16 protein-coding genes are annotated in these 18,534 nt (G+C 38.3%); 8 read left to right on the top strand and 8 right to left on the bottom strand.

Annotation, left to right across the window (positions count from 1 at the left end; genetic code table 11):
• Positions 1 to 224 precede the first annotated feature (224 nt).
• Positions 225 to 1,385 carry an acyltransferase family protein gene (locus ACK1I8_RS19120; RefSeq protein ID WP_412466875.1) on the top strand — a complete coding sequence of 387 codons (1,161 nt, stop codon included), beginning with the start codon at positions 225 to 227 and terminating at the stop codon, positions 1,383 to 1,385.
• 39 nt (positions 1,386 to 1,424) lie between these two features.
• Positions 1,425 to 2,444 carry a LacI family DNA-binding transcriptional regulator gene (locus ACK1I8_RS19115; RefSeq protein ID WP_412466874.1) on the top strand — a complete coding sequence of 340 codons (1,020 nt, stop codon included), beginning with the start codon at positions 1,425 to 1,427 and terminating at the stop codon, positions 2,442 to 2,444.
• A gap of 7 nt (positions 2,445 to 2,451) precedes the next feature.
• On the opposite strand, the gene ACK1I8_RS19110 is transcribed toward ACK1I8_RS19115, so the two are convergent.
• On the bottom strand, positions 2,452 to 3,996 hold the full coding sequence (locus ACK1I8_RS19110) for a glycoside hydrolase family 10 protein (RefSeq protein ID WP_412466873.1): 1,545 nt from the start codon (positions 3,994 to 3,996) through the stop codon (positions 2,452 to 2,454).
• 204 nt (positions 3,997 to 4,200) lie between these two features.
• On the opposite strand from ACK1I8_RS19110, the gene ACK1I8_RS19105 reads away from it, so the two are divergent.
• Positions 4,201 to 5,103, top strand: a complete 903-nt coding sequence (locus tag ACK1I8_RS19105) for a hypothetical protein (RefSeq protein ID WP_412466872.1) — start codon at positions 4,201 to 4,203, stop codon at positions 5,101 to 5,103.
• A 40-nt stretch (positions 5,104 to 5,143) separates the two neighbouring features.
• On the opposite strand, the gene ACK1I8_RS19100 is transcribed toward ACK1I8_RS19105, so the two are convergent.
• From ACK1I8_RS19100 to ACK1I8_RS19085, 4 genes are all read right to left on the bottom strand, one after another.
• Entirely contained in the window at positions 5,144 to 8,875 is a 3,732-nt protein-coding gene (locus ACK1I8_RS19100) for an ATP-binding protein (RefSeq protein ID WP_412466871.1), read from the bottom strand.
• A gap of 88 nt (positions 8,876 to 8,963) precedes the next feature.
• Positions 8,964 to 9,845, bottom strand: coding sequence for an ACP S-malonyltransferase (fabD, locus tag ACK1I8_RS19095; RefSeq protein ID WP_412466870.1), 882 nt, complete (start codon positions 9,843 to 9,845; stop codon positions 8,964 to 8,966).
• Positions 9,846 to 9,924: 79 nt separating this feature from the next.
• Positions 9,925 to 10,560 carry a GTP cyclohydrolase I FolE gene (gene folE / locus ACK1I8_RS19090; RefSeq protein ID WP_412466869.1) on the bottom strand — a complete coding sequence of 212 codons (636 nt, stop codon included), beginning with the start codon at positions 10,558 to 10,560 and terminating at the stop codon, positions 9,925 to 9,927.
• Between the two features lie 12 nt (positions 10,561 to 10,572).
• Positions 10,573 to 10,983 carry a 6-pyruvoyl trahydropterin synthase family protein gene (locus ACK1I8_RS19085; RefSeq protein ID WP_412466868.1) on the bottom strand — a complete coding sequence of 137 codons (411 nt, stop codon included), beginning with the start codon at positions 10,981 to 10,983 and terminating at the stop codon, positions 10,573 to 10,575.
• Between the two features lie 212 nt (positions 10,984 to 11,195).
• Here ACK1I8_RS19085 and mqnB point away from each other — a divergent pair, with 212 nt between their 5' ends.
• Both mqnB and ACK1I8_RS19075 read left to right on the top strand, forming a co-directional pair.
• Entirely contained in the window at positions 11,196 to 11,819 is a 624-nt protein-coding gene (gene mqnB / locus ACK1I8_RS19080) for a futalosine hydrolase (protein WP_412466867.1), read from the top strand.
• A gap of 40 nt (positions 11,820 to 11,859) precedes the next feature.
• On the top strand, positions 11,860 to 12,708 hold the full coding sequence (locus tag ACK1I8_RS19075) for a menaquinone biosynthesis family protein (protein WP_412466866.1): 849 nt from the start codon (positions 11,860 to 11,862) through the stop codon (positions 12,706 to 12,708).
• Between the two features lie 153 nt (positions 12,709 to 12,861).
• Here ACK1I8_RS19075 and ACK1I8_RS19070 read toward each other — a convergent pair whose 3' ends face one another.
• The 3 genes from ACK1I8_RS19070 to ACK1I8_RS19060 form a co-directional block, all read right to left on the bottom strand.
• Positions 12,862 to 13,557: a response regulator transcription factor gene (locus tag ACK1I8_RS19070; RefSeq protein WP_412466865.1), complete on the bottom strand. Its 696-nt coding sequence runs from the start codon at positions 13,555 to 13,557 to the stop codon at positions 12,862 to 12,864.
• 168 nt (positions 13,558 to 13,725) lie between these two features.
• Positions 13,726 to 15,546 (bottom strand): sensor histidine kinase, encoded by a 1,821-nt coding sequence (locus ACK1I8_RS19065; protein ID WP_412466864.1) that lies wholly within the window; start codon positions 15,544 to 15,546, stop codon positions 13,726 to 13,728.
• A gap of 227 nt (positions 15,547 to 15,773) precedes the next feature.
• Positions 15,774 to 16,139: a DUF3127 domain-containing protein gene (locus tag ACK1I8_RS19060; protein ID WP_293784987.1), complete on the bottom strand. Its 366-nt coding sequence runs from the start codon at positions 16,137 to 16,139 to the stop codon at positions 15,774 to 15,776.
• Positions 16,140 to 16,210: 71 nt separating this feature from the next.
• Between ACK1I8_RS19060 and ACK1I8_RS19055 the strand changes: the two genes are divergently transcribed.
• The 3 genes from ACK1I8_RS19055 (at position 16,211) to ACK1I8_RS19045 (ending at position 18,494) form a co-directional block, all read left to right on the top strand.
• Entirely contained in the window at positions 16,211 to 17,389 is a 1,179-nt protein-coding gene (locus ACK1I8_RS19055; protein ID WP_412469394.1) for a THUMP domain-containing class I SAM-dependent RNA methyltransferase, read from the top strand.
• A 57-nt stretch (positions 17,390 to 17,446) separates the two neighbouring features.
• Positions 17,447 to 17,950, top strand: coding sequence for a hypothetical protein (locus tag ACK1I8_RS19050; protein ID WP_293784984.1), 504 nt, complete (start codon positions 17,447 to 17,449; stop codon positions 17,948 to 17,950).
• Between the two features lie 268 nt (positions 17,951 to 18,218).
• Complete coding sequence (locus ACK1I8_RS19045; protein ID WP_412466863.1) at positions 18,219 to 18,494, top strand: helix-turn-helix domain-containing protein; 276 nt, start codon at positions 18,219 to 18,221, stop codon at positions 18,492 to 18,494.
• The last annotated feature ends 40 nt before the right edge of the window (positions 18,495 to 18,534 follow it).

Here is an 18,534-nt window from a genome sequence, read left to right as displayed (position 1 = left end):
GAGCCGAATTCAAGTAGCAAAAATGAAGTTTTGGAACGGTTTGGCGGATTAGCTGAATTTATAGCGAATCATCAGATTGAAGACAGATGATTTACGCGGGAAAGCATCTTAAGAAACTTATGAAGTTGCTTACACCGCTGCCTCTTATTAAACTTCGTAAGTAAGTAATTTCTCATTCTAAAAACAATAGTTTAAATTAGTTGCTCAACCAAACCCAGCTAATCATGACCGAACCTAAACAACGTTTGCTATCTCTCGATTTTTTTAGGGGATTAACCGTAGCCGCAATGATCCTGGTGAATAATCCGGGCAGTTGGGGCCATATTTATGCGCCTTTGGAGCATGCAGAATGGAACGGCTGCACACCTACTGACTTGATTTTCCCCTTTTTTTTGTGGATTGTTGGCGTTTCTATAGCTTTTGCCATGAGCAGCAGTAAGGCGGACCGCTCGACACATCAAAAAACAATTATTAAAGCCATTAAACGTGGTATTATACTTTATTTATTAGGTTTCTTTTTGGCTATCTTTGGGAAGATCATCAGTGCATTAACAACCGATAGTACCATTACTGAAGCTTTTCAAACGGTTAGATTACTGGGCGTGTTACAGCGAATAGGTATTGTTTTTATTATTAGCAGCATCATTTTCATCAAGTTTTCAAACAAAACCATATTTAAAACATTAATTGCGATCCTCGCCCTCTACTGGGCACTCATGACATTTATCCCGGTCCCTGGTGTTGGTTACCCCAATCTCGAAAAGGAAACCAATTTAGCGGCCTGGATTGATCGTGGAATTTTAACAGAAGCCCATATCTGGGCTTCATCAAAAACCTGGGATCCGGAGGGCATTTTAAGTACATTACCGGCCATAGGAACCTGTTTGTTTGGTGTCCTGGCTGGCGTTTGGATGCGCAGAAAAGATGTAGACAACGCAACAAAAGTGGCCTGGTTATTTACCATAGGGATTACAGCAGTTATTTTAGGGCTACTATGGGACTTGCAGTTCCCGATTAACAAATCATTATGGACCAGTTCTTTTGTGTTATATACGGGTGGCCTGGCATCTATCGGATTAGCGCTTTGTTACTGGATTATTGATGTACAGGGCTACAAAAAATTCACTACTCCTTTTGTTGTGTATGGTGTAAATGCGATTACGGTGTTCTTTTTGGCGGGATTAATGCCAAGAGTGTTAAACCTGATTCAAATCACCAGGGCAGACGGTACCAAAACAGGACTTCTGGCCCGTTTCTACGAAACCTGTTATACACCATTTTTCAGTCCAATAAATGCTTCACTGGTTTGGGCCATAACCTATGTACTTGGTTTTTACGTGTTGTTATATTTTATGTACAAAAAAAACATTATTATTAAGGTTTAGCAAAAAAATGCTATAATTGATTGTCCCTCTCCAACTCAATTGAAAAAGAAAACAACCATATACGACATTGCCAAAGCGCTCGACATTACAGTATCAACTGTTTCAAGGGCACTTAGTGGCTTTCCGGCAATAAGTGATACCACCAGAAAGGCTGTTGTTGAAATGGCTAAAAAATTAAACTACAGCCCAAATAAACTTGCATCAGCGTTAAAATCTGGTAAAACCCATATTATTGGTGTAATTGTGCCAAGTGTACAGGCACATTTTTTTGCTTCTATTATCCACTGCATAGAAGATGGCCTGAAAGACAGTGGTTATCGTGTGATTATTTACCAGTCTAACGAGTCAGTGGAGAATGAAATTAATGGTGTACGAACCCTATTGGAAGCGCAGGTAGATGGTATTATGGCATCAATGTCTTTAGAAACAGAAGACACCTCGCACTTTGATGAAATTATCAAGCAAAATAAGCCCCTGATATTATTCGACCGTGTAAATACAGATTTAAAGGTCCCGACCATCACACTCGATGATTTTAAGGCCGGTTATATTGCTACAAAGCACTTAATTGATCAGGGTTACCAAAGAATTGCATTTGTAACTACTGTTCACCAGATTAAAATATTTAACGATCGGCTAGAAGGTTACAAAGCAGCTTTAGCAGATCATAACCTTCCGGTAATAAATGACCATATTATTTTTGGCGGTTTATCTATCAAAGACGGCCGATTTGGTGCAGGCAAATTAATGCGTAACAGCAATAAACCCGATGCGATTATTGCCGGTGATGATTTTACAGCGCTAGGTGTAATTAAAAAGTTAAAAGAGATCAACGAAACACCACCTAAAATAGGTGTAATTGGTTTTGCGAATGAGGCATTCTCCGCTTACATTACGCCCAACCTATCCACTATTGATCAGCATGCTTCACAAATGGGACAGGAGTGCGCTAAAATGTTCCTGAAAATGATTAATCAGGAAAGCCCTTACGCCAATATGGAACATATTGTACTTGATCCGGGTGTTGTAGAGAGAGAATCGACTAATAAAAAAAGTTAAAGCCTTTTTACTCCTTTGCCAAAGGAACTTCCACACCAACAGGTCCACCAGGCTCACTTTCATTTTTTAACCGATCCAATGCCGTTACAAGATAACTGTACCGTTTACCGCTTTCAACACTGGTATCAATAAATGACAGATAATCTTCAAAGCTAATTTTAACAATGTTTTTTGGGTCTAGTATTGAAATTTTCTCTCCTTCATTAAAGCGGTAAACTACAAATCCAGAGGCTGTTTCTCCATCCCTGGCTTTTAATGGAAGCTGCCATTTTAAATGCACACCGTCTTTCAGTGCATCGGCAGTTAATGCCTGAGGTTCATTTGGCGGCACCTCATCCAGCCATGGCATTTGCGGTGGCAAAGCAGGGTATTTATAAAAATCGTTCTTTAGCGAATCGCCAACTGCTTTAGCAACCGTACTTAATGATTTGGAACTAAAAAATACACTGCCCTGAATCCGGTTGTTATCCCTTAGGTATCTGATCTGTCTGGGTATTTCACTTAGATTTTTCCAGGCGGCTTCCGCCCTCGAGTTTACCAGGTAAGCTCCCTGCCCGATATAAACATGCCTGCCAAAAGTATTATTGCTCCACCAGTCAACTAAAACACCATAGGGTGCCACTCTTCTCGTAAACGTAAAATAAATCTGAGGATTAATATAATCCACCCAACCTTCTCTAACCCATTTACGGCTATCGGCAAAAAGTTCTGCATAATTAGATAATCCACTGGTTGCGGAACCTTCGGGATCTTCATTCTTATTTTTCCAGATACCAAAAGGACTGATACCAAATTTAACCCATTTTTTATAGTGGTGGATGCTATCGTCAAGCTGTTTGATGAGCAGGTCGACATTATTTCGCCTCCAATCTCTTATATCTGAAAAATTATTGGGGTATTTGCTAAAAGTGTTACCATCATTAATGGTCTGCCCTTCCAATTTATAGGGATAAAAGTAATCATCGAAGTGAATCCCATCAACATCATAGCCTTTTACTACATCTAAAATTACCTGAACAATATATTCCCTTACTTCCGGAATGCCCGGATCAAACTGCTTTTTACCGCCATAGGTAAAAAACCAATCTGGATGTTTACGATACGCATGGTTTTCGCTTAATACGGCCGAGCTGCTCATGCTTGCCCGGTAAGGGTTAAACCAGGCATGCAGCTCCATTCCCCTAAAATGGGCTTCCTTAATGGCAAAGGCCAGCGGATCATAACCGGGTGCAGGCGCCAAACCTTGTCTGCCCATTAACCATTGGCTCCAGGGTTCTCTGGATTTCGCGTAAAATGCATCGGCTGCAGGTCTAACCTGCAGAATAATGGCATTCATCCCCTGGCTTTTATGCCTTTCTAAAATACCAATAAGCTCCTGCTTTTGCTGATCGATGCTTAAACCTGGCCTTGATGGCCAGTCTATATTGGTAACAGTAGCTACCCAAACACCTCTAAACTCCCTTTTTGGTGCAATTTTTGCTAATGGTTGTGCATTTAATATATAAGGTATTACAGTTATCGATAAAAGTGCGTATAGGAAGTTTTTAAGCATTATTTCTTGTCTTATTTTTATTCGGGTTATGTGTTTGTGTAGATTTGCATACAAATCGAACATTAGCAAGTAAACGATTTTTTTTAAAAACTCTTATAAGTTTATTAAAAATTTTAATTTACGCCCTGCTAAAATTAATTGTGTACCCCATTTACCTATGGAGAACAAAAGTATATTAATTTACAGAAGATACAGTGTTATTAAATGGAACCACAAAAGATTAATAAGGGTGATAGAAACAAAATTTACTTCCTGGTCATCGTTATTGCTGCTTTAATTGGCACTAATGCCTATTTGTTTTTCAAAGATCGAAAGCAAAATGAAAGATTTGTTACCATTAGTTCTGAGAAAGACAAACTACGGCTTGAGGTAGAAAAGATAGAAGTTGAACTGGATAAGGTTAATGCATTGAACCTTGATTTAAATGAGAAACTTGTTGAAGAGCAGAAGCTTGCCCGTACAAAAATCGAAGAGTTAAAGCAAGCTTTAGAAAAAAATCAGATTACACAGGCCGAGATTGAGAGGGCCTATGCAAAGATTAATGAACTGAAAACATTTGTAAAAAACTACAATGATCAGATTATTCAGCTACAGAAAGACAATATCCTTCTAAAAAACAGCCGCGATAGTTTACAGAATACGCTCAGAAACATGAGCAATAAAGCTTCGAATTTAGAGAACGAGAATTCCAATTTAAATGCAAAAGTTAAAACGGCAGCAGCGTTAAAGTTACAATCCGCCGAAATTATTGCATTCAGAACAAAATCCAGTGGCAAAAAAGTGGAGGTTACCAAATCATCTACTGCCGAAAAGTTAAGCGTACGCTTTAACATTGTACCAAATCAATTAGCAGAAAAAGGGCATCACAACATTTATCTTCGGGTATTTGATCCGGCAGGAAACCTGCTGGCTAATGAAGTAAACCATTTCGAGGCTGACGGGCAGGATATGCAGTTCAGCCATTCTATTTTTATTAATTACAATAATGATGACAGTACCTATGTTATCGATTGGACAAACCCTAAGCCATTTATAAAAGGCATATACACTGTAATTTTATATGCGGATGGCAATACCATGGGCAAGGCACAACTGGAGTTAAGGTAATCCCCCCCATCCTGATTAAACAGCTATCCTATTTTGTGTTTTAAGCCAAAGGAAAGTTCAGATAGAATGTAGTTCCTAAACCGCTTATTGAGGTAAACTTAACTGAACCGCCAGCATTTTCTACGGCCTGCTTAACAAAAGCTAAACCTAAACCTGTGCCGGATGTTTTTGTGGTAAAATTCGGCACAAATATTTTATCTTGCAGGGCAGGTGGTATGCCTTTTCCATTATCCTTTATTTCTATATATGCATTTTTAGCATCTGCGTATACGATAATGCTAATACAGCATAACGATTCCTCATCTATAGCTTCTATCGCATTTTTAAGCAGGTTATTAAACGTTCTGAGCAGCTGATCGTGGTCTGCCAGGATGGTAATGCCCTTTTCGCTCTTGTTCAGCACATCAATAGTAACATTTTCGGTGCTTTTAAATACTTCCCTTGCCTGCTCGATTATGGGAAGCAAAGAAAGCCGTTCCAGATTGGTATCCGGCATTTTGGCGAAATTAGAAAATTCAGAAGCAATTTTAGAAAGGCTATCGATCTGTTCTATAAATGATTTGCTAAACTTATTAAATTTCTGTTCGAAATTTGGATCTTTTTCTTTCCACGATTTTTCTAATAACTGAACACCCAATTTTAAAGGTGTTAGCGGATTTTTGATTTCGTGAGCTACCTGTTTTGCCATTTCGCGCCAGGCACTCTCCCGTTCCGATCTGGCCAGTTTTATTGCGCTCTCTTCCAAGGCAGAAATCATATGATTGTATTCCTTAATTAAAGAGCCGATTTCATCGTGCCTCCTCCACACAATAGGTTCGTTTTTTTGACCTATTTTGGTTTTACTGATACTCTCCTGAATAAAAGTTAAGGGGCTGGTAATCTGATTGGCCAAAAATACAGCTAATACCCCAATAGCAACAAATACCAGTGCATAAAGATTAATCAGGTTACTTACAAAAAGTGCAAGTTTATCACTATACTCCTCTTCGTTCGAGTAGTTAGGCAAACCAATGTAAGCGATTGTTTTATTCTGGGCATTTCTGATGGGGGCATAAGCAGCAGCATAAATTAAACTGCCCATGTTCTCTTTAAGGTTAATATATTCCGAGCGGTGTAAACCATTTAAGGAGAAGAAAGCTTTAGGTCCCATTTTTTTACCTATAATTTTATAGTTATAGAGTTTGGGATAGGTGGTCATAATGAGGTTGCCTCTCAGGTCGTACAGATTCAAATCTGCGTTATTGATATCGGCAAAATTGTTAAAATCAGCTGCTGCATTCTCATCGTTTTCAATAATGCCGTTATTAAAAACCTGCTTTTCAAAATTCTGCTGAACTTTCCTTATTTTATCCTTTAATATTGCGTCTTGCTGTCCACGGTACTCATTGTTCATATAATAGTAAGTTCCCCAGCCCACAATAATTAGTGTGGCCACCACCGCTAATACAATAGATACCTGAATCCTCGTTTTATATAAAATCTTATTGGCATTGATCATTAAAGACCTATTGATGCTGAACCAACCTACTTTATCATCATCAAGGTTTTTAATCAACCATATCAATCCGTAAAGCAATAAAGAGAAGATGATAAATATCAGAAAGAAAAAGGATAGTGCAGCCAGGCGTTCTATATACCCCACTTTCTCTTTACTAATCACAACCATTTTGCTGTTGGTAGGTTTGTAAATTAAATGACTGTAGTGAAGTTCATTATCATTACTCGTTGTAAAATCATCTTTTTTACCCTTAAAAACGCTCCCATCCAAAGGATAGGTATAATTTCCAGACTGATTAAGCAATTTATTATTGCTGTATAAAGCGATAGAATAACCCTTAAAATCTTCGTCTTTGATCAATTTCTGATCACCCAGAAGATCGGGTAACCGATTGTTATAATTATATGGCTTAGACCTGAGTTCGATAATCAATGTGCCGAGTAAGCTGCCCTTATCTACTATCGAAATGATACCAAAGTAATCCTGATAACCAAATGTATTGTTTACCTGATAAAAAAAGTTAGATCCATCAATTTTAACAGAGCCGGCTTCTACCAGATTTTTGTACTTGCTTATTGGTGGCGTATCAGCATTTCCTAATGCCACTCCCACTTTATCATAAGGATAGATCTGATAATCGTATCGGCTTAAATAGCCATCCAGATAATCTTTAATATGATTTTTGAGTACTGCATAATTACCCTTCCGGTTTTGACTAAAATAACTTGTCAGGAAACTATCTTTAACAATCTCATCGCCTAAAGCACCTAAAGCAACAATAGCATTCGGATCTTCTGATGATTGCACTTTTCTGGCTAAAGGCTCGCGCAAACTTCTCTCTTTAATGTCTTTGTACTTGGTGTACTTAATTGAAGTATTAAAAGCCAAACAGAAAAATACGATGGCAAACATGCCGATTGAAAAGCTCTTCTCTTTTAAATAAACCGCCCTTGCCACTATAAATAATACCAGCGCAAAAACAATAAAAAACGCATTAAAACCAACTACCAATTTATAGATAAAAACACCGGCAAAGCCAACCAGGAATATAATCAACCGCTCTCTATTACTTACGTTCAACTGGCTGCTTACGGTTGCCGAGATAACCGTTATCAGATACATCTGGAACCAGGCCAAACATAAAATTACAATCCCCACCCAGCTGGTTCCGCTAAGCTTAAGGATATTCACGATATCAAAATTAATTTTTGAGTTAAAGATCAAACCGAAAAAAATATCGTCGGTATCCCAAACAATTCGTCCTATCAGCACCATTAACCCAGCTTGGATAATAATTCCAATTATTTTACTCCGCTTAATCCATTCCGGAAACTTATATTGTTCCTTATGGTTATACATAAACAAGAGTAACCAGGTGAGTGCAATTACGTTTAACAGAAAATCGCCTAACGAAGGCATCAGGAAATTATCTGCGTATATCCTCGGATCAAACAGATCTAAGCTAAACCTGTGGTTAAACCAACCATAATACAGATCTGTTAACCGAAAGGTTAAAAAGAAAAACAACAGCAAAAAAGTACCCCAGGCAATATGCCCACGTCTGGCAATGAATGAACTTAAAGAGTTAAAAAACATGCAGATGCACAACATCCCTGCAACAAAAAACCATAATTGCGTACCTGAATAATGGGTTTCCGCATATCCAGTTTTTACTTTTAATCCGAACAGAAACTTATTCTCGAGGTTTTTTATGACATAAACATCCTTATCTGTAAAAGAGGCAAGGGTTAGTATTTTTGTTTTGGATAAAATAGGATCAATATCATTCTTAAAGTACTTTGTCTCTTTAAAAGGATATTGAGATTGAATGGAGATCAGGAAAACAAGACTGAAATTGCCCTGCGTACTCTTAATGACCTCGTACCAGCCGTTATAAAAAAACAGTACCGAACTGCCTTCCTTTATGGTCGTCGGATCTATTTCGGAAACCTTATAGGTACTCCAAAACTTAAGCTGGTTATTTTCAAAGGTTAATAGGTTTATTCCGTTACTCTCACGATAGGACGTAATAAAATCAAGGGCATTTTTAGGATTTAAATGAAACTGTTTAGCTTTTGCCACTTCTTGCTTATTGGCCAAAAATGCCTGAACGGCTTTTTCTTTGAGCAAGAGGTTCTGCTGGATTTCTGCTCCATCGTGTTCTAATAGTTCACTTCTGGTAGTGAATCTACTCAGCGAAATAGAAGTTGCAATAAGGCAACAGCCCAAAACAAGCAATAGAAATCTTATTTTTATACCAAAGCTCATTTTCATCTACGGATAAAGATATTAAATATTGATAAAAAACAACGCCATAAACTTGGAGTTTATGGCGTTGGCCTATATATTCTATTTGAATAAATTACGCAATAACAGCACTAGTTGTCTGTACCTCACGGCTTACTTTCTTAACCAATCCCTGCAATACATTGCCCGGACCAACCTCTGTGAATTCAGTTGCACCATCGGCAAGCATGTTACCTACCGTCTGTGTCCAACGCACAGCACCGGTTAATTGTTTAATTAAATTGGCTTTTATTTCAGCTGGATCTGTATAGGGTTTCGCATCAACATTTTGGTAAACAGGACAAATTGGCGATGCGATATTAGTGGCTTCAATAGCAGCCTGTAATTCGATTTTTGCCGGTTCCATCAAAGGGGAATGAAATGCACCACCTACGTTTAATTTTAATGCTCTTTTTGCACCTGCTTCAGTTAATCTGGCACAAGCCAGATCAATACCTTCAATACTTCCCGAAATAACCAATTGGCCCGGGCAATTGTAATTTGCTGGCACGACTACAGCATCAATTTCCGCACAGATTTTTTCAACCACATCATCAGCTAAACCTAAAATTGCTGCCATGGTTGAGGGTTGTGCCTCGCAAGCTTTTTGCATGGCATTGGCACGGGCGATAACCAATTTTAAGCCATCTTCGAAACTTAGTGCATTTGCTGCCACTAAAGCTGAAAACTCACCTAAAGAGTGACCTGCAACCATGTCAGGTTTAAAATCATCTCCCAAAACCTTTGCTAAAATAACCGAATGTAAAAAGATCGCCGGTTGGGTTACATTGGTTTGTTTAAGTTCTTCATCTGTTCCACTGAACATAATATCGCTAATGCGGAAACCGATAATTTCGTTGGCTTGTTCAAATAATGCTGCAGCTTTGGGGTTTTCGTAAAGATCTTTACCCATGCCTACAAACTGTGCTCCCTGTCCGGGAAAAATATATGCTTTCATACCCTTTAATCCCCTAAAGGGGAAATTAAATATTTTGTTAAATTATTGTTTTAGATCCCCCTTCGGGGGGATGGGGAGGTTAATCTAAACTCGCGGTAATTAACCTCAAAAACTCAGCTCTTGTTTTGTCATTACTTAAAAAAGTTCCTGTAAAGGCTGATGTGGTGGTTACCGAATTTTGCTTTTGTACACCGCGCATAGACATGCATAAGTGCCGGCATTCTATCACGACCGCAACGCCCATTGGGCTAAGGGTATTTTGGATGCAATCCCTGATTTCATTCGTTAAACGTTCCTGTACCTGCAAACGGCGGGCAAAAGCATCAACTACGCGTGGAATCTTACTTAAACCCACAATATGCCCGTTTGGAATATAAGCAATATGTGCTTTACCGAAGAATGGCAGCATGTGGTGTTCGCACATCGAATATACTTCAATATCTTTAACTACCACCATCTGGCTGTAATCCTCTTCAAACATAGCCGATTTTAATATTTCATCAGGTTTTAAATCATAACCATGTGTTAAATATTGCAATGCTTTAGCCACACGCTCAGGCGTTTTTAATAAACCTTCCCGCTCCGGGTTTTCTCCCAACTGACCAAGAATATCTTTATAGTGCGTAGCTACAGCTTCAATTTTATCTTCGTTGTAACGGTCTATTTTTACATAACCGTCTCTCGATTCGCCTTTTAATACGTCTTTACTGCTCATTAATTCAGGTTTTTAACCAAAGTATTCAACAAAATTATTTTCGGTTTCGTAGATTTTTACACAATGTAAAATCGCGCCGCTCTCTGCAATCGGACTCCAAAGCTGTTTCCAGATTTCGATGGCCAGGTTTTCGGTTGAAGCCAGTTTACCTTTCATAAAATCTACATCAAGATTTAAATTTTTATGATCAACTTTATCCACCACATAGTCATTCATTACGTCTTTAAGCCATTTCAGATCAACCAGAAAGCCAGTTTCCGGATTTACTTCGCCCTTAACGGTAACATATAACCAATAGTTATGGCCATGCCAGTTGGGGTTGGCACATTTACCATAAACTTCATTGTTTTTATCATCATCCCAGTCGGTACGCGCCAATTTGTGTGCCGCATTAAATGATGCTTTTCTCGTTATGTAAATCATTACTATAAAATAAAATGCAAATATACGGATAAAATGGATGATGGAAGAGGGATAATGAATGATGTAGAAGCGGCTTGCCCAAATTCATCTGAGATTTATCTACCTTCATTATCAGCATTTCATTTTACATTTTTTCCCCGTAAGCTACAACGATCTTGCTTCGCTCATCCCTATTCCATTTTACATTCCACCTATTTCCTTAACTTTACCTGATGAAAACTTTAGTTGTTGCGGCTACAAAAGCCGAACTTAGCTTCTTTTACCAGCATTTTAATTTACCTGACAGTGATTTTGTAGAAAGTAAAAATTTCGACCTGCTGATTACCGGAGTCGGGATGGTAGCAACAGCCTTTGCACTGGGCAAACATCTTTCATCTAAATATAATCTCGTGGTAAATTTTGGCATTGCCGGCAGCTTCGATCAGGATATCGCCTTAGGTACCGTACTAAATATAACCGAAGATACTTTTGCCGAATTGGGCGCCGAAAATGGAGATGAATTTCTGACCATCAGCGATTTAGGCTTTGGAGAGAGCCACTATACTTCAACAACACGAAGTGACATTAACCTACCCATTGCAAGAGGCATCACCATGAACTGTGTAACGGGAAGTGAAAAAAGCATTAAAAATTTGATAAAAAGGTTAAATCCAACTACCGAAAGTATGGAAGGCGCTGCTGTTTTTTATGCCTGCAAACAACTAAACATTGCTAGTTTGCAGATTAGAAGTGTTTCTAATTATGTAGAACCGAGAAATAAAGACAACTGGAAAATTGGTTTAGCCATTAAAAACTTAAACGATTGGGCCATTGCCTTTATTGGAGAAATGAACTGACTATGACCGATTTGTTTAGCGCAGTGCTTAATTTTGAATTATGAAGCTAACACTTGGATTTTCTCCCTGCCCTAACGATACCTTTATTTTCGACGCACTTATTCACCAGAAGATTGATACGGAGGGGTTGACATTTGAGGTTTCTTATGATGATGTTGAAACTTTAAATCAAAAGGCACTCAGGGGCGAATTGGATATTACCAAGTTAAGTTTCCATGCATTTGCCTACGTAGCCAACCAATACGCTTTATTAGATGCCGGCAGTGCACTGGGTTTCGGTGTTGGCCCGTTACTAATCAGCAAAAAGCATTTTGAAGGTCCGGATGACCCTCAACTCCAAACCCCCAACGCCAAACTTAAAATTGGGATACCCGGAAAATATACGACTGCGAATTTTCTGTTGGGAATTGCTTATCCACATCTACTAAACAAACAGGAGTTTGTTTTTTCGGAAATCGAATCGGCTTTACTTGATGAACAGATTGATCTGGGATTGATTATTCACGAGAACAGGTTTACCTATCAGGATAAAGGTTTAAACAAAATCGTCGATCTGGGCGATTACTGGGAAAAACTAACGGGTTGCGCCATCCCATTGGGGGGCATTGTAATTAACCGGAATTTAGATCGCGAAATCCAGTTAAAAGTAAACCGCCTGATCCGCCAGTCTGTTGAATTTGCTTTCGCGCATCCAAAATCGGGTATCAACTTTATCCGCCAGCATGCACAGGCCATGGAAGAAAGTGTGATGTATAAACACATCGAACTGTATGTAAATAAATATAGCATCAACCTTGGTGAAGAAGGCCGTAAAGCGGTTGATACCTTGTTTAAACTTGCCCAGGAGCGCGGAATCATTCCGGCTATCCAAGAGAATTTATATATTTAACCTTTTATTCAATTTATTTAATGCCTATCCATTTCGTCAATGCTGACGTGTAGCGCAGCGGAAAGCTACGCAGTAATTTATTTCAGCATCCTTTTTTAATTTATTGAATCAGATACTGAAACAAGTTCAGGAAGACGATTGGGCCTATTTAATTTAGCTTACCAACAACTTATAACCTTTTCCGTGTACATTGATAATTTCAACTGAAGGATCGGCCTTTAGGTACTTACGTAATTTACTTAAAAACACGTCCATACTTCTTCCATTAAAGTAATTGTCATCGTGCCAGATACTTAACAAGGCTTCCTCACGGGTTAAAACGGTATTCTTTTTCAAACACAATAACCTTAACAGCTCAGCTTCTTTTGTCGATAGTTTTTGTTGATGACCGTCATCTGTAATAATCTGGGTAGTATAATCGAAATGATACCGACCAATGGAAAACTGTGTTTCAGCAGCTTCATCATTGTTATCTGTTTTATTCGCTACCCGCTTAAACATCGCATTGATCCGCAGTAAAAGCTCTTCTATACGAAAAGGTTTGGTGATATAATCATCTCCGCCTAAATCATAGGCAGCAGATTTGTCTTCCAACATGGTTTTTGCCGTTGCAAAAATAATAGGTACCTGGGTATTTACCTTCCTGATATCCTTACCCAAGGTAAAACCGTCTTTTTTGGGCATCATCACATCCAGAATACATAAATCAAAGTTTTGCTTATTAAATGCTTTCAATCCATCTTCCCCATCCGTACAAAGCACTACATCAAACTTGCCTTTCAGCTGCAGATAATCCTGTAATAATAAGCCTAAATTGGGGTCGTCTTCTACCAGAAGTATTTTTTTCATTTTCTTGTTTTTATTCAATACATGGCATTTGCCAAACTGAACCTTTGATGCTGAATATACGTGACGGTTTAATTTGTGGCTCTAGATTAATTAATGCTATTACGAGCCAATTAAACCGTTCAATTTAACCATATCGATAAGCAGGCTTTTGTATCCATGTTTAAGCCTTTATAAAGGTAACGATATTTCGAACGTTGTTCCTTTATCTTTTTCGCTGCTTACCTTTACCGTTCCATTCAATTTCTTAATAATATCCTGAACATAATTTAAACCCAGGCCAAAGCCTTTAACATCATGTAAATTACCAGTTGGCACTCTATAAAACTGATCGAAAATCCTTCTGGATTGCTCTTTGGTCATGCCTATACCTTTATCTGCTATTTCGATAATTAGATTCTTGCCGGCATTACGGGTAGTAATGGTAATTTCAGGCGTACTGCTACTGTATTTATTCGCATTATCAATCAGGTTATAGATCACATTAGACAGGTGAAGCTCATCACCGTAAACAACAGCATTTTCTGCATCGGTATGTACATTTACAACTGCATTCCTTTTCTGCAGCTGCAATTCCATGCTATCCAATACAATTACAATCAAGTCGTTCACATCTACTTCTGTGTTCTCCATTTTAAGCTCTCCCTTCTCTAAGCGGGCAATACTTAAAACACGCTCAATATGGCTGCCCAATCTGACATTTTCATCATAAATGATTCCCGCTAAACGTTTTAACCGGGCTTTATCTTCTGTCACCTCAGGATCTTTTAAAGCTTCACTGGCAATCATGATGGTAGCCACTGGCGTTTTAAACTCATGTGTCATGTTATTGATGAAATCGGTTTTCATTTCTGATAGTTTTTTCTGCTTCAAAATAGCATAAAGAGTATAAGAAAAGATAAAAACAAGCACTAGTAATAAACCAACTGACGATGCAAGGGTAGCACTTAGATTAGCTATAATTGCCGAATTTTTGTTCGGAAAACTGACGAAGAGCATTCCGGGATCACGAAAAATATCATTTCCGAATAAAGGTGTCTTATAGGTGTTTTCTGGTAAAAACGCTCCTTTAGTCTGAGAGGCCATCATGAAAATAGTCGAATCTTTTCGGGCTAGCGAAATCCGGTAAGAAGGTGCCAATGTAATGTTATTAGCTAAAAGCTCTTGTTTTAGTAAACGGCCCAAAGAACTAAAATTTATGCGTTTATAAATCGGCACATTGGTTTCCTGCAGTTCTTTGGATACGTCCTCAACCACACTTGATCGGGTATAAGAGAAAGTATCCTTACCAAGCGCCGCAATTTTAAGCGCTAATTTTTTCTTTTCGATCTCATCCTCACGCTGAAATTTTTTCTGTAAATCATTCGGAATCTTTGGAACATTTGCAAAACCCGGACTACCATCCCGCGGATCAAAAACCAGATATCTCAATGTATCGGGCAAACTCTGCAGACTTTTAAATTCGAAAGTTTTTGGCGGTGCGGTAAAAGGTTTGGTACGCATACTATAGCCTTTTAAAATCAGGCTTTTAATATCAATAATCGCGTCCATCTGTAAATCCAGTTTATCGCCGTTTTTCGAACTTAGTGAAGTATACTCCCGTTCAGAAATTACATTTGGCGCCCGGTAAGATACCCGGATAATACTATCCTGTTGGTTCAGGTAACTTTCAATCTGATTTTCGCGCTCAGCTTGCCGCAGCTCTGCTTCCCGTGCATATTGTTGCCTTAAATCCTTAATATCCAATGCGCGCTGCCTCGAATCCTGTAACTGCTTTAACTTATTTTCAGCATCTTTGCGGTTCAAGTGATCGGCAACATTTCTACGTTGTAGTTTATTTACTACCGAGGTTAGCGTTTGATTTACCTGTTCATCAAAAAGCTGAGATTTTAGTTTATACGATTCCCGTATGTAATACAATTGCATTACAAATACGCCAAGCAGCGCAACCGTCATTAAAACCGTAATCAACCAAAAACTTCTTTTCTTCATAAACCAGATCGGTTTTTAAAAATAAAAAACCGGGCATAATCTTAAACAGATATCAAAAATAATGATTAGCTCAGCCAAGTATTTGTTTTTAACATATTTTAACAGCCCTGGGGACGACTTCCGGAGTTTCGCCCGATTAGACCTGGTAAACCTAGCGGAGATAAAAAAAATGCCGAGGCTAAGCCTCGGCATGGTTCAAAATTGTTTGCTTAAAAAAGAATCTTTATTTAGAAAGGCAAATCATCATCTTCACCTGGCGCATTGCTTACATCAACCGGAGCTGCATAAGCCGGCGTAGCTGCCGGAGCACTTGCTGCAACTGCATTGATACGCCAAATAACCAAGCTGTTAAAATATGATGTTTTACCCGTTTTATCTGTCCAAGGGCGACCACGTAAATTAAAGAATACCTCTACCTCATCGCCTGCTTTAAATGTATCTAATAATGCAGTTTTATCTTGTAACGCCTCAAAACGGATATATTCTGGATATGTTGGATTTTCTGCGTATTCTACTATTAAATCACGTTTTTTAAACGTTTCACTTACTTGTTGTGTGGCACCTACTTCGTGTACTTTTCCTTTAATTTCCATATCTAATACTACTTAATGTACTATAAAGATCAAATCTCTATAATTTTATTGATAACTTCGCATATATTATGATGCAAGTTTTCCACAATAAAAGCAAGGTTATTATTACCTGCAATAAGCGACTATCGCCCTACTTACAAGAAGAAGTTACAGCGTTAGGATATACCATCGAGCGGTCTTTTGCTACGGGAGTTGAACTCAATATTACCCTTACAGAGTGCATTAAGCTAAATCTGAACCTGCGCTGTGCAAGTCAGATCCTATATGCCATAAAAAGTTTCAAAGCCGTTACACCAGATGATCTATATAAAGAAATTGCAGCCATTGAGTGGGAAGAACTGATTGATTTTTCCGGTTATTTCTCGGTAACCTCAAATGTTGATAACCCCAATATTACTACACCACTTTTTGCAAACTTAAAGGTAAAGGATGCGATTGTAGACCGCATGAAAGAGAAAAAAGGCATCCGGCCGAACTCTGGGTCTGATGCCAATAAAACAGTAGTGCATTTATACTGGAAAGATGCTGATGCTGATGTTTTTATGGACACCTCCGGAGAAACCCTGGCCAAACACGGTTACCGTAAAATACCAGGGAAAGCCCCTATGCTGGAGGCATTGGCTGCGGGGGTTATTTTAGCAACAAAATGGGATAAGAAATCACCATTTATCAACCCCATGTGCGGATCAGGAACCCTGGCTATTGAAGCCGCTCTTTTGGCCACCAACCGCGCCCCTGGATTATACCGCATGAATTATGGTTTTATGCATATATTAGGTTATAATGAAGAAGTTTTTTTTGCCGAGCGGAGAATTTTAAAAGATCAGGTAATTAAAAATATTGATTTTAAGATTGTAGCTTCTGATCTGTCAGCAGATGCAGTTGAAGTATCCCGTAGAAATGCTAAAACAGCAGGTGTTGATAGTTTAATTGAATTTGAAGTATGCGATTTTGAATTGACAACAGTTCCTGAAAATAGCAATGGTGTTGTTGTTTTTAATCCCGAATATGGCGAACGCTTAGGTGTACACAGCAAGCTGGAACTGACCTATAAACGCATGGGTGATTTTATGAAAACGAAATGCAAAGGCTATTCTGGCTATATTTTCACCGGAAATCCGGATCTTGCCAAAAAAATTGGGTTAAAATCTGCTAAAAGAATTGAATTTTATAATGGTAAATTAGACTGTCGTTTATTGGAATATGAATTATACGAAGGCTCTCGCCGGACACCATTAATTGATGCATAGTCTTTTTCAGTTGAAATTAATATATTACGCTCCATTACGTACCATAACGTAGAAATTTTGAAAAATATGGAATTTGATGACATGGATCATATGCCCGAATGGGAGCATTTTAGCCGATTTGGCCGAGATGATGAGGCTGAAGAAAACCTATCAAGCATTGATGCCGAAAAGGTTAGGTTAAAAGTAAGCAGGGCAAAAAGCCTCTACAACCAGGCAAGAGCCGTGTACAAATATGCTGCCCTGTTCTGCGAAACATTGGAAGGGGAAATGGCTGAAATGACTGCAAACTTAATTATGCAAAACGCCCTGATGTTATGCCCTAAAATTGTTGGTGCAGAAGGTGCAGATATGTATATTTTAAGAATGGAAAATGCCTCTATCATCAGAACCAACTGTCGTGAACTGGAAACCCAGGTAAGAGCAGCAGATATGTTCGAAATATGTAACCCGGAATATAAAGACATCGTGTTAGGCGAAATTGAAAAATTTCGCCTGCTCTTTATCGAATGGGTTAAACATTTCGAAAAAGATGAGTTTGAAGATGACTGGGGCTTATATTAAGCCCTGACTGCTATTCTATGCTTTTTTAACCCTTTTTTATTATTTTACATCCCTATATTTATCGCAGTCCCACTGCTACCTAAACAACAAAAATCAGATTATAGATTAACCTAAAATACCTAAACATTTTAGGTTATTTTTTTGTTATCACATTTAATTCATCATCCCTTTACGTGTAATTCTTAATCGTGCTAAAATTTATACTCTTAAAATCTAGAGGAATGAAAGTTTCGTACATAAATAAAAACATTAAAAAATTATCCGTTTTATGGAAGATGTATTAGCTTTAAAAACCAAGAACGTAGCTGGGAATATTAGAAAAATTAGAGAATACAGAGATTACACTCAAGATTACCTGGCGGCAAAACTAAAAATATCTCAAAATGCCTACAGCAAAATCGAACTCGGTTATAGCAAATTAACGATCGACCGTTTATTTCAAATTGCTGCTATTTTAGAGGTTGAAGTATCACATTTATTAACTTTAAATCACAGCGATCTGATCAAGATCATTACTGATGATGAAAAAAGAACGGCAAGCTAAACCGTTGCTGTTGATATCATTTCTTGTGTCCTGCATATAA

The organism is Pedobacter sp. KLB.chiD (assembly GCF_047040275.1).
Classification (GTDB): domain Bacteria; phylum Bacteroidota; class Bacteroidia; order Sphingobacteriales; family Sphingobacteriaceae; genus Pedobacter.
This window is presented reverse-complemented; position numbering and strand designations above follow the sequence as displayed.

Coding starts and splice junctions, on each gene's coding strand:
- folE (WP_412466869.1), bottom strand. CDS start 10,560: ATGAGCAGTAAAGACGTATTAAAAGGCGAATCGAGAGACGGTTATGTA.
- ACK1I8_RS19065 (WP_412466864.1), bottom strand. CDS start 15,546: ATGAAGAAAAGAAGTTTTTGGTTGATTACGGTTTTAATGACGGTTGCG.
- ACK1I8_RS19120 (WP_412466875.1), top strand. CDS start 225: ATGACCGAACCTAAACAACGTTTGCTATCTCTCGATTTTTTTAGGGGA.
- ACK1I8_RS19100 (WP_412466871.1), bottom strand. CDS start 8,875: ATGAAAATGAGCTTTGGTATAAAAATAAGATTTCTATTGCTTGTTTTG.
- ACK1I8_RS19055 (WP_412469394.1), top strand. CDS start 16,211: ATGCAAGTTTTCCACAATAAAAGCAAGGTTATTATTACCTGCAATAAG.
- ACK1I8_RS19045 (WP_412466863.1), top strand. CDS start 18,219: ATGGAAGATGTATTAGCTTTAAAAACCAAGAACGTAGCTGGGAATATT.
- ACK1I8_RS19070 (WP_412466865.1), bottom strand. CDS start 13,557: ATGAAAAAAATACTTCTGGTAGAAGACGACCCCAATTTAGGCTTATTA.
- ACK1I8_RS19110 (WP_412466873.1), bottom strand. CDS start 3,996: ATGCTTAAAAACTTCCTATACGCACTTTTATCGATAACTGTAATACCT.
- ACK1I8_RS19060 (WP_293784987.1), bottom strand. CDS start 16,139: ATGGAAATTAAAGGAAAAGTACACGAAGTAGGTGCCACACAACAAGTA.
- ACK1I8_RS19085 (WP_412466868.1), bottom strand. CDS start 10,983: ATGATTTACATAACGAGAAAAGCATCATTTAATGCGGCACACAAATTG.
- ACK1I8_RS19075 (WP_412466866.1), top strand. CDS start 11,860: ATGAAGCTAACACTTGGATTTTCTCCCTGCCCTAACGATACCTTTATT.
- ACK1I8_RS19105 (WP_412466872.1), top strand. CDS start 4,201: ATGGAACCACAAAAGATTAATAAGGGTGATAGAAACAAAATTTACTTC.
- mqnB (WP_412466867.1), top strand. CDS start 11,196: ATGAAAACTTTAGTTGTTGCGGCTACAAAAGCCGAACTTAGCTTCTTT.
- fabD (WP_412466870.1), bottom strand. CDS start 9,845: ATGAAAGCATATATTTTTCCCGGACAGGGAGCACAGTTTGTAGGCATG.